This window comes from Clostridioides sp. ZZV14-6150, from assembly GCF_020657875.1.
Lineage (GTDB): Bacteria > Bacillota > Clostridia > Peptostreptococcales > Peptostreptococcaceae > Clostridioides.
Genome location: NZ_JAGWDA010000002.1, coordinates 150155 through 161852 on the forward strand (window position 1 = coordinate 150155; position 11698 = coordinate 161852).

Below are 11698 nucleotides of genomic sequence, written 5' to 3' on the forward strand. Positions count from 1 at the left end.
ATCAACTCTTTTCTTAAACTTATATATTTGTGTTTTTTAACTATTTTTAATGCAAATATTCTTAAATATGATACTTCTTAAATTATATGTGTATAGTTTCATATTATCAAGTTATCTGTTTTATTTAATAAAGCACTATGACAATATACAAAACAGTGACGATATATAAAACAGTTTAAAATTACTTATCAAACTATCTAAATCTGAATACAAAATAATATGTGTATATTAATGAAAATAGAAAAGCATATCATAGAACCACTTTTATAGGGGATACTTTAATAAAAGAATTAAAAATTATAACATATAAAAAATTTCCACTAAAAAATAATTGTGTTAGAAGAATGACAGAAAATCATGTATTTTAGAAATATTTTACAAATATTAAGAATAATAAAACACTTGAAATTGCTTATGTCAAGAAATTTTATATAATATAAACTGGTCAAATATGTTATAATATTAAATTGTGACAAGTTCATGGAGGTGTTTATATGAAAAAACAAAAGTCGCCAATTTTACTTGAAATGCTTGGGTTATTTTTTGGTTGTATATCAATGAGTATTGGTATAAATATGTTTTTAAAACCACATACAATTGCTCCTGGAGGGCTTAGTGGTCTATCTTTAGTATTAAATAAAGTTACAGGACTTCCAGTATCAGCTATCATGTTAATCATAGGTGTCCCATTAGTAATACTTGCCTTTAGAATTATGGGTACAAAAAATTCATTAAAAACGTTATTTGGGACAGTCGTATTCTCTGCTATAGTCCAATTGACAGACCCACTGTCAAAATTGAGATTAACTGATGACTTACTACTATCTGCTATTGCAGGAGGAATTTTGGTTGGAATAGGTTTAGGAATAATGTTTAAATCAGATGCTTCTACTGGAGGAACAGATTTAATTGCACTTATACTTAGTAAAAAGTTTCCAGGGATAAAAGCTACAAAATTTATGTCTTGTTTAGATGGAATGGTCGTTATATCTTCTGGTATAGTAAATCGTAGTATAGAAACGGGCCTTTACTCTGGGATAGCACTTTGTGTCTTAATAAAAATAGCAGACATGATAATGGAAGGATTTGATCATTCAAAAGCATTTTTTATTATTTCTGAAGAACCTGAAAGTTTAAGACAAGCTATAACAAAAGAACTTGATAGAGGTCTTACTATTCTTGATGGTAAAGGTGGTTATACTAGAGAAAATAAAGAAGTACTACTTGTTGTAGTTTCTAAAAAACAAGAACTTTATCTTAAGAGATTAGTTAAAAAGACTGACCCTACTGCATTTGTTATTGTTACAGATGTACATGAGGTTCTTGGAGAAGGATTTAAAAACTTAGAAAATTAATTAATAAGTTATTTTATAACTTTGTTTATATATTTTTTAATAACTTATAGACGCCAAAATCATATTATATTAAAGTGTGAGTATATTAATATACTAAACCTTTTTAGTGGATATAATATGATTTTGGCATTGTTTTTATCTAACTCTTATTAGAACACTAAATACTCATTATTTTTTTAATTCATACTGATAACAAGGGACATTTTTTATTGTGCTTCCAGTATGAATTTTTTTGATATATTTTCCTACACATTTAAATCCCAATAAATCTAATGATTTTGTAGAATTTGTATTTTCTTCATAGGTTATCGCAATGATTTTATTTAGATTTAGCTCCCTAAATCCATATTGTATTACTCTTTTAGTTATCTCAGTAGCAAAATCATGCCCCCAATAATTTGGATTAATACATATGCCTATTTCTGCTTCCAATGCTTTTGGATTTATATTATTAAATCCCATATTCCCAATAACTTTATTATCTCTTTTGTATACTATTGCAAAGTGACCTATTTTTCCTTTTTTATATGGATTTAAAAAAAATGATTTTATAAATTTTCTTGTATCTTCTAAAGACTTATGCTCACTAAATGGTAAATGTTTTACTACTACTTTATTTTTATAACAATCAAAAAAATCTTCAGTATCATTTAATGATGCAGGTCTTAGTATACAGCTTCTAGTTTCTAAGGTTTTCATTTGAGGATATTCAGAATCAGACATTTCTAATCCTCCTTTATACATTAATCTAATATACTGTTCATATTTAAAATACGATATTAATTATATAAATGTGCTCAAATTAACCTTATTTCTAATTTTAATAATAATTAGCTTATTATAAATCTTTCAAATCTAAAACATTGTTAGTAATAATAGAAGCTCTATAGTAGTTCTATTTATTGTAAGATACATGTATATGTAGGTGTTTCTCATTTTAATTTATTTTTATTAAACTTATTTTAGAATTGCTAAACACAAATTTACATATTATTAGATATCATACTTAGAAACTCTTTCGTTGCTAGTGATAGAGATATATTTTTTAAATGGCAATAACCTATATTTCTCTTAGGTATTGGTTCTTTTATGTCTAATTTAAATAATTTTCCACTATTTAAGTAATCTATGCTAAATTCTTCTATAACACAAGATACTCCAAGATTTATATATGCAAATTCTAAAAGTAATTCATGAGAACCTAATTCTATATCTGGATTTAGTTTTATACCTTTTGATAAAAAATATTCATTTACATAAAGTCTTGAATTTGCTTTATTTTCTAACATTATCAAAGGGAACAAATTTAATTCTTCTAAAGATATTTGTTTTCCTTTGTATTCTATATAATCATTTGCACATACAAATATGTCATGTATCTCAATACATTCGACGATATTTAATGTCTCATCTTCTATTGGCATATTTATGATTGCTATATCAATATTACCATCTTTAAGTAATGATATAAGTTCTCTACTAGTTCTATTTATTGTAGATACATGGATATGTGGGTATTTCTTATGAAAAATTTCCAAATACTTTAATAGAAAAAAACGTGCTGCTGTATCTCCTACTCCAATTTTTAATGAACCATATTCCAATTTTTTAAATTTATTTATTCTATCTTCTCCTGATGCAATTAAGTTTAATGCAGTAGCAACATGTTCGCTTAAAATTTTCCCTTCTGGAGTTAACTTTACACCTTTATTATTTCTATAAAATAATATTGTATCTAATTGTTCTTCTAATTGTTTAATTGACTGGCTTACAGCTGGCTGTGACATAAATAATTCTTTGGCAGCAAGAGAAAAGCTTTTATGACTTACAACTGCATTGAAAACTTTATATAATTCAAGTTTTACGTTCATACATAACTACTCCTTATATCAAATATTAGTATTATTTATTTTACTTATGATTATATTTGAATTATAATATACATGGTACTAATATGACAATATTAATTCTTTAGGAGGATTTTAAATAATGGATAGATTAGTTGGAACTGTTTCAAGAGGTGTTAGAGCACCTATTATAAGACAAGGAGATGACTTAGTTAAAATAGTTGTTGATTCTGTTTTAAATGCATCAAAGAATGAAAACTTTGAAGTTAGAGACAAAGATGTAATTGCTGTTACAGAAGCTGTTGTTGCTAGAGCACAAGGAAACTATGCTCATGTTGACAATATAGCAAAAGATGTAAAAGATAAATTTGGGGATGATACTGTTGGTGTTATATTCCCAATTTTAAGTAGAAATCGTTTTGCAATATGTCTAAAGGGTATTGCAAAAGGATGTAGAAAAGTTGTATTAATGTTAAGCTACCCTTCTGATGAGGTTGGAAATCACTTAATAAGTCTTGATGAACTTGATGACAAAGGAATAAACCCTTGGTCAGATGTGTTAACAGAAGAAAAATATAGAGAGCTATTTGGATATAATAAACATACATTTACTGGTGTTGATTATGTTGATTATTATAAAAATTTAATTAAAGAGTGTGGAGCAGAAGTAGAAATAATTTTTGCTAATAACCCAAAAACTATACTTAATTACACAACAAGTGTTTTAACTTGTGATATACATACAAGACAGAGAACAAAGAGAATTTTAAATCAAAATGGTGCTAAAAAAGTATATTCTCTTGATGATATAATGACATCAAGTGTAGATGGCAGTGGATATAATGACCAATATGGACTTTTAGGTTCAAACAAAGCTACAGAAGAAACTGTAAAATTATTCCCTATAAATTGTGATGAAGTCGTAAATAAAATTCAAAGCAATATAAAAGAAATTACAGGTAAAAATGTAGAAGTAATGGTTTATGGAGATGGAGCTTTCAAAGACCCTGTAGGAAAAATATGGGAGCTAGCTGACCCAGTAGTTTCTCCTGCTTATACAAAAGGCTTAGAAGGTACTCCAAATGAGGTAAAATTAAAATATTTAGCTGATAATGACTTTGCTGACTTATCTGGAGATGAGTTAAAAGAAGCAATTTCAAAATACATAGTTGAAAAAGATAATAAATCTGATGATTTAACAGGAAATATGGTTTCTCAAGGTACTACTCCAAGAAGACTTACAGACCTTATAGGTTCTTTAGCAGATTTAACTTCTGGAAGTGGAGATAAAGGTACTCCTATTATTTACATACAAGGTTATTTTGATAACTATACAAAATAATATATTTTAAGGCATTTTATATAATTTATTTAGATTAAAAACTAATATAAACCTCTTAACTGATATAACTTTACTGTATATCAATTAAGAGGTTATTTAATATTTACATAGTTTAATTTATTAATCGTTATTAAAAATTTTAATCTCTATTTATTTCTGAAATAATATCACTCTTTAATATTTGTTTTACTGGAATGATAACTGCAATAATGCTAATAGTAATATTTAAAATAATCATACCCATGTATAGAGACATACTTATATTAAAGACTGGATTTATATATAAATATACGCGTTTTACTATAAAATAAATCATGGATTGCCCAATAATACTTCCAATTACCATTATAATACTTGCATATAATCCATATAAAAAACCTTCCCTCATCATCATAATCAAGAACTTATTATCTGTGATTCCCATAGCTCTTAAAATTCCAAATTCATGTCTTCTTGAAAAAACTAAATAACTCACTGTATTGATAATATGAAACAAACTTATGCTTAGAAGTACAAATACAATCCCATATATAAACAATAATTTCTGGTTTAAATAAATATTATTTTTTTCAATAGCAATGGTATAATCTGTCACAATACATCGTTTTATATTATGTATAACATTTTTTATTTCTTTAGCTACTTCCATGCTATTGCTTTCTTTCATCTTTTTTATACTGGCCATATTGTAATTTATGATATTAAAATTACTTTCCATTTGTTTATTTGTCATAACTATATCCATACCATAATCGCCAATAAAGTATATATTATTTGCCATTACACGTTTTATAGTAGCAGCAACTACAAATTCTTTTACTGTATAATTATTTTTATCTTCTTCTTTAAACTTAATAATCTCATCTGTAGGTTTCATTGTTTTTGGTACTTTAACTTTGATAGTATCTCCTGGCTTTACGTCAACTGCACCATATATACCAGTACCATCCATAGGAAGTCTAACAATCACTTTGTTGTTTTTAACCATGTCAGAATTATCAATTTTTCCATCAATAATATAAGGATTTAATCCTTTTAACATATCAGCATTATATCCATAGATATTTGTCTTTAAGAGATGTCCCCCATCACTTTGTTTAGTGCAAATTCCATTGAAAAAATTCTTTATTCTGTAATCTTTTTCAAGAGGTTTAAAGAAATTTTTCCAAAGTAATTGCTCATCTCTAATGTGTATACCTCCCAAAAAATACCTTACTGGGTAAATACTTGATACTCCTTCTACTTCGTTTAGTTTTGAAATTTTATCTTTTGGTATTCCTACATCAAAATCAGTTGTTTGCATAGCTATTTGATAGTCAGAATTTAAACCATCATCGGCTTTCATTGTAAGTTCATTATTATTTCTGGTAAGTTGTATAGAATAGCTAGAACATAGAAAAATAATTCCCCCAAGAGCTAATGAACACAAAATTCCTATAAACATTCCTTTTTTTTGAGTCATATATTTATGAGATAATACTGCTGTCATGTTAGAAAACTTTATGCTTTTTATATCTCTATTTTGTTTATTAGTAACTTCAAAATTTTTCATTGACTCAATACTAGAATATTTGTTTAGTTTATATACAACTTGTATAGTGATTAAAATTAACAATAATGCTAAGAATAAAAATCCTAAGTAAATAGATTTATCACTTATAAAAAATGACCCTGAAATAATATCGCTACCTAAGAATATATGAGGAAATTGTTGATGTATTGTTGAAGCTACTCCTATTCCTAAAATACACCCTATAGGAAAACCTACTATGAAAAGTAAAAATAATTCTAAAAACAATAGTAGTAAAAGTTGGTTATTATTAGCACCTAACACTTCTAAAACGCCATATTGTGATACTCTTTGAAGTATAGAAACATGGAAAATACTATATACTGCTGCTGCACTAAATATTCCAATAATTAAAATAATTGCATTTGTATTTAACTTTAAAGAATTTAAGAATTGAAATATACTATATCTTTCAAAAGTTATTGGAGGTTTTACACCAAATTCACTTGATAAATTCCAGTTTACATGGGAACTTTTTTTCGATATATTAAATTCTCTCATAAATCTAGAACTTTGTTTTTTTATATTTTTATTTTCATCAAATTTTACATAAACCATATAATTACCATTTTCTTCAGAAAATGTAGAACTATCTACAAAGCCCTCCAAAGTAGTTTCTGGATTTAAAAGATTAGATAAAATCCCACATAACTTATAAGTTTTTCCGTCTAATTTTATCTCCGTTCCAATTTTCTCTTTTAGATTTAAATTATTTAATGAATAGGTATCAAGCGCTATTTCTCCTTCTTTGCTAGGAAGCTTTCCTTTTAATAATTTTCTACCTGTCATATCTAAATAAGATGAATCCACATTTAAAAACTTCATAATGAAAGGTTCATCTATAGAACCTTTAGTATTTGTTATACCAAGTCTGTTTACAGTGTATTCATTTGATTTTTTGTTTTTCTTAATTTTTTGTAGTTGTTTATTATCTACCTTAAAATAAAAATGATAATCTCCATTATCTTCTCTTATTTTCTCAATTCTACTTTTATTTGCACTATGTACTAGAGAACCAATTCCTGTTAATAAGGCTACTGATAGTACGATACTTAAAATTATAGATATAGATTGTTTTTTATAATGTTTAATATATTGAATTGCAAACTTCATTAAAGATATCATAGTATTTCACCGCCATTATTTACTACAATTCCATCTTCAATATGTATAATAGAATCGCATATTTGTGCTATATTTTCATTATGTGTTACCATAAGTATTGTTTGGTGAAATTTTGCACTACTTTCTTTTAATAAACATACTACTTCCATTGTGGTCTTACTATCAAGGTTTCCTGTTGGTTCATCAGCTAGTATAAGTGCAGGTTTATTTGATAAGGCTCTAGCAATTGCTACTCTCTGTTGTTGTCCACCAGAAAGTTCACTTGGAAATTTTAGACGCTTATCCCAAATTCCTAATGTATTCATTAACATTTCAATATAATCATGGTCCACATAACTTCCTTTATCTAATGCAACAGGAAGAGCAATATTATCATAGACATTTAATACTGGTATTAAACTGTAATTTTGAAATATAAAACCTATATTCCTTCTTCTAAATACAGTCAAATCCTTTTTTCTTAGTTTAGATATGTTTTTCCCTTTAATTATTACATCTCCTGATGAAGGGTTATCCAACCCACCTATAATGTTTAATAATGTACTTTTACCAGACCCAGAAGTTCCAACTATAGCAGTAAATGTAGCCTGTTCAATTTCTATGCTTACTCCATTTAGAGCATTGACCTTGTTTTCATCTTCTCCATAATGTTTTACTAAATGATTCGTCACTAATATACTCATTTTATTTCTCCTTTCAACATAACTTAAAGTATAAGTTCTTATAAGATATTGTAAGTGACGATAATTACACCCATCCTACAAAGTTAATTTAAACTCTTACAATTTTGTAAGAAGATACTAAAACAACTTCCTCTTCCTAATTTAGATTCTACTATAATATTTCCATTTTCCTTTTCTAAAATTAATCTTGTAAGATATAGACCAATTCCTGTACCATTTTGATTTTCAACATTTTTACTTCTATAAAATCGTTTAAAAATATTGTTCAATTCTTTACTATCAATACCTATTCCTTCATCTTTGATTATAATTTTAGTATATAGTTCCATTTTTTCTACAGAAATAGTAATTATACTATCTGATGGTGAATATTTTATTGCATTTTCTAAGACATTTACAATTGCCTCTATAGTCCATTTCTTATTATGAAATAACTTTATATCTGAAAATGTTTCTAAATTTATTTTTATGTTTTTAGATTCTGCTTTATTAAAAACAGTACTGATACTTTGAACAATAGTATCTTTAATCATCAATTCTTCTGTTTCAAATCTAATAACTCCATCTTCTAATTTGGTCATCTTAAATAGAGATTCTAACAACCAGTCAATTTTAAAAGTTTGATTTTTCATTTTTTGTAAGAACTCCACTTTTTTTGATGTAGGAAGATTCATATTTTCTAAAAGTTCACAGTAAATGGTAATATTTGAAAGTGGTGTTTTTAATTGATGTGACATATTTGAAATTAAACTTTTAATTGCTTCTTTTTCTGATTTTGACTGCTCTACTTCTATTTCTATCATATCTTTAACTTTTTTTACTTGATAAGAAATTTTTGATACTCTTGTATCTTTTGTATCTGGATAAGAAACTTCTTTACCTTCCAATAATTGATTTAACATTAGACTCAATTCATCACATGTATTTTGACTTTTTTTAATAGTTATTATAGATATAATTATCATACATATCGCAAAAAATAGGACCAACATATTATTCTACCTCATTCCATAGATATCCCATTCCATAAGCTGTTTTTATATACTACAGCACTAAGCTCCAAATCCACTTCATTTTTATATACTTTTAGTGAATTTTGGTCTAGTTTTATTCCATTAGAATATATCACTTTATTATTTGATTTTTTTCTTATTGCTACTTTAACTCTCGCTTTTAATACAGATAGAGAAAATGGTTTTGTGATATAATCATCTAGCCCTATCTCTAATCCTGTTACCTCATCGATTTCTGAATCTCTTGCAGTAAGCATTATAATTGGAATGTCTGATTTTTCACGTATTTGCTTACATACATCAAATCCATTTCCATCTGGCAAGTTACAATCTAAAATTATAAAATCTATATTTTTATTATTAAATACATGTAAGCCTTCTTGTTTTGTATAAGCTTTTAAAACATTAAATCCTTCACTTTCAAAAGCATAAAAAAGACCCTCATTTAAATTTGTATCATCTTCAATAATTAATAAATTCAAATTTTCTCCTCCTTATATTTTTATTTTTAAACTTGTAAAATAGTATTTTCTTGCTCTATCTTATTAAAAAATATATAGATACACTTATTTTACTAAAAAAACTGTAATTAAATTTATTTTTTCTCAAATTTAATTACAGTTTTTTATTTATAGATTATTTTTCTTATTTATAGGTTATTTTTCTTTAGAACATTCTCTATAAAATGCTTTAATTAATTTTAAGTCGTTATCAGCTATAATAGGTACACCACTTGCACTTAATAAATTAGCTAGACATTCAATACGTTTGAAATGTTTTTCTGTACTTTCACTAAATAATACTGGGTCTAACCAAATATTTATTAATATTATAAATACTTCAGACATTTCATCTGGATAATCAGTTTTAAAAACGCCTTCTTCAATACCTTGTTTTATTAAGCAAGATAATAAAGGAGTCATTTCAAGCGTAGATGCTCGTATACTCTTTATAAAGAAGGTAGGTTTTTTTTGAGAGCACATATAATCAATCAATTTCTTTCTTATTTCTGAGCTAGATATACATAAGATAAACGCAGATATTTTTTCTCTAATCGTAAAGTCAGAATTATGTAATATTAACTTTAAATTTTCTATCTCTACTTTTAAAATATTTGATATAATCTCTTCGAACAGGACTTCTTTATCTTTAAAATGATAGTATACAGATTCTTTAGATATATCAAGAGTATCTACGACTTGTTGCATGGTTACATCATCATAGTCACTTTCTTCAAATATTTGCCATGCAACTTCTAATATCTGACTTCTTATCTTATCAGAATGCTTATTTCTTGACATATAAATTCACTTCTTTCTTTATCAATTTGTATTAATTCTTAGTATATTTATTATAATAAGATTTTTTACAATATGTCAATACACTCCATTTAAAGACAATAAATCATATTTATTCTTAAATTTTTTATTATTTATTATTAATATAATTTATATGTAAAAATATTATAAAACTTGTATAAATACAAATTATTTAATTTAACGACGCTTAAATTGAAAATATAACCTTATTCTTATATAATTAAGTTATGTAAGGATAAGGTTATATTATTTAATTATACTTTTACTAGGGGGAATAGAATTGAAAAGGGTTGATGAAAGAAATACTATGTTTGCAAGAGCAAATTATAAAAAAAATGGTTTTGCTTATAATGACTATTATGAGAAAAATCCTGAAAAAAAAGAAGTTGATGATAGTATAAGAAGTAGACCAAATTTATGTAGTGAAGGAACTATGACTTATAATGAGATAAATTCTCCAATGGCAAGTAGTGCATTTGACTTTTTATCTGATATAAAATCACTATGTGAAGGAAAAATTTGTGACAATAAAGTAGATGTAGATGCAAAGTCAATGACTAAAAAGATAAAAGGGTTTGCAAAGCAATATGGAGCTTCTGTGGTTGGTATAACTAGATTAAAAGACTACCATATTTATACAAATAGAGGAAGACATGAAGAAAACTACGGTGAAGAAGTTAATCTATCTCATAAATATGCAATTGTATTTGGATGTGAAATGGATAAAGAAATGATAAACAGAGCCCCAATGATATGTGAAGTTATAGAAACTTCAAAATGTTATGTAGATGCATCTATTGTCGGTATGATTTTAAGTTACTACATAAGAAACCTAGGATATGATGCTAGAAATCATATGGATGCTAATTATCTAGTAATGCCTGTTTTTATAGCTCGCGATGCTGGATTAGGTGATATAGGGAGAAATGCAATACTTACAAATAAAGATTATGGTTCTAGACTTAGACTAGGGGTTGTCACTACTGACATTCCACTTATAGAAGATGAATATGTTGATTTTGGACTTGAAGACTTTTGCAAAGTATGTAAAAAATGTTCTTTTAATTGCCCTTCTCACTCACTTTCTAATGATATTAAAATTGGTGATGATGGAAAATATAATTGGGTGATTGAACATGAAACATGTTATATTAAATGGAGATATCTAGGCACAGACTGTGGTATGTGTATATCTGCTTGCCCATTTAGCCAAAACCTTGAAACTATAAAAAACACTACTTCTTTTAAAGGCAATAATGAGCTTATTGAGAAGGCTTTGGATGAATATACTTCAAAATTTGGTAAAAGAATATTTGTACCTGGAAATCCATCTTGGTTAAAATAATTTTATATATTTAATAATTAGTCTGTTCTATGATAAATTCTAGGGCAGATTATTTATTAAATATTTTATTTATATAAATAATTTATATTATTTATGACA

Annotated in this window: 10 protein-coding genes; 3 read left to right on the forward strand and 7 right to left on the reverse strand. The window is 26.3% G+C overall.

The genetic code is table 11. From position 1 onward, the window contains the following. Nucleotides 1-494: 494 nt before the first annotated feature. Nucleotides 495-1355: a YitT family protein gene (locus KGF41_RS03170; RefSeq protein ID WP_227828032.1), complete on the forward strand. Its 861-nt coding sequence runs from the start codon at nt 495-497 to the stop codon at nt 1353-1355. A 168-nt stretch (nt 1356-1523) separates the two neighbouring features. Here the strand turns inward: KGF41_RS03170 and KGF41_RS03175 are convergent, their stop codons facing one another. Further along, entirely contained in the window at nt 1524-2078 is a 555-nt protein-coding gene (locus KGF41_RS03175) for a GNAT family N-acetyltransferase (RefSeq protein WP_227828031.1), read from the reverse strand. 260 nt (nt 2079-2338) lie between these two features. Further along, nucleotides 2339-3226: a LysR family transcriptional regulator gene (locus KGF41_RS03180; protein WP_227828030.1), complete on the reverse strand. Its 888-nt coding sequence runs from the start codon at nt 3224-3226 to the stop codon at nt 2339-2341. A 118-nt stretch (nt 3227-3344) separates the two neighbouring features. On the opposite strand from KGF41_RS03180, the gene KGF41_RS03185 reads away from it, so the two are divergent. Further along, nucleotides 3345-4544, forward strand: coding sequence for a coenzyme F420-0:L-glutamate ligase (locus tag KGF41_RS03185; RefSeq protein ID WP_227850373.1), 1200 nt, complete (start codon nt 3345-3347; stop codon nt 4542-4544). Nucleotides 4545-4683: 139 nt separating this feature from the next. Here KGF41_RS03185 and KGF41_RS03190 read toward each other — a convergent pair whose 3' ends face one another. The 5 genes from KGF41_RS03190 to KGF41_RS03210 all read right to left on the reverse strand — a co-directional run bounded on the left by KGF41_RS03190 (nt 4684) and on the right by KGF41_RS03210 (nt 10236). Further along, on the reverse strand, nt 4684-7239 hold the full coding sequence (locus tag KGF41_RS03190; RefSeq protein WP_227841640.1) for an ABC transporter permease: 2556 nt from the start codon (nt 7237-7239) through the stop codon (nt 4684-4686). Then, nucleotides 7236-7922, reverse strand: coding sequence for an ABC transporter ATP-binding protein (locus KGF41_RS03195; protein ID WP_227850375.1), 687 nt, complete (start codon nt 7920-7922; stop codon nt 7236-7238). The genes KGF41_RS03190 and KGF41_RS03195 overlap by 4 nt, the downstream gene beginning before the upstream one ends. 83 nt (nt 7923-8005) lie before the next feature. Further along, nucleotides 8006-8914, reverse strand: coding sequence for a sensor histidine kinase (locus tag KGF41_RS03200; protein WP_227828026.1), 909 nt, complete (start codon nt 8912-8914; stop codon nt 8006-8008). Nucleotides 8915-8925: 11 nt separating this feature from the next. Then, the gene (locus KGF41_RS03205) at nt 8926-9417 is read right to left on the reverse strand and encodes a response regulator transcription factor (protein WP_285892563.1); all 492 of its coding nucleotides are present in this window, start codon (nt 9415-9417) and stop codon (nt 8926-8928) included. Nucleotides 9418-9591: 174 nt separating this feature from the next. Then, nucleotides 9592-10236: a TetR/AcrR family transcriptional regulator gene (locus KGF41_RS03210; RefSeq protein ID WP_227828024.1), complete on the reverse strand. Its 645-nt coding sequence runs from the start codon at nt 10234-10236 to the stop codon at nt 9592-9594. A gap of 298 nt (nt 10237-10534) precedes the next feature. On the opposite strand from KGF41_RS03210, the gene KGF41_RS03215 reads away from it, so the two are divergent. Beyond that, the gene (locus tag KGF41_RS03215; RefSeq protein WP_227850377.1) at nt 10535-11599 is read left to right on the forward strand and encodes a 4Fe-4S dicluster domain-containing protein; all 1065 of its coding nucleotides are present in this window, start codon (nt 10535-10537) and stop codon (nt 11597-11599) included. Nucleotides 11600-11698 lie beyond the last annotated feature (99 nt).

What these genes read in the sequence shown, in the direction of transcription:
- KGF41_RS03170 (WP_227828032.1), top strand. Translation starts at nt 495, where the DNA reads ATGAAAAAACAAAAGTCGCCAATTTTACTTGAAATGCTTGGGTTATTT.
- KGF41_RS03175 (WP_227828031.1), bottom strand. Translation starts at nt 2,078, where the DNA reads ATGTCTGATTCTGAATATCCTCAAATGAAAACCTTAGAAACTAGAAGC.
- KGF41_RS03180 (WP_227828030.1), bottom strand. Translation starts at nt 3,226, where the DNA reads ATGAACGTAAAACTTGAATTATATAAAGTTTTCAATGCAGTTGTAAGT.
- KGF41_RS03185 (WP_227850373.1), top strand. Translation starts at nt 3,345, where the DNA reads ATGGATAGATTAGTTGGAACTGTTTCAAGAGGTGTTAGAGCACCTATT.
- KGF41_RS03190 (WP_227841640.1), bottom strand. Translation starts at nt 7,239, where the DNA reads ATGATATCTTTAATGAAGTTTGCAATTCAATATATTAAACATTATAAA.
- KGF41_RS03195 (WP_227850375.1), bottom strand. Translation starts at nt 7,922, where the DNA reads ATGAGTATATTAGTGACGAATCATTTAGTAAAACATTATGGAGAAGAT.
- KGF41_RS03200 (WP_227828026.1), bottom strand. Translation starts at nt 8,914, where the DNA reads ATGTTGGTCCTATTTTTTGCGATATGTATGATAATTATATCTATAATA.
- KGF41_RS03210 (WP_227828024.1), bottom strand. Translation starts at nt 10,236, where the DNA reads ATGTCAAGAAATAAGCATTCTGATAAGATAAGAAGTCAGATATTAGAA.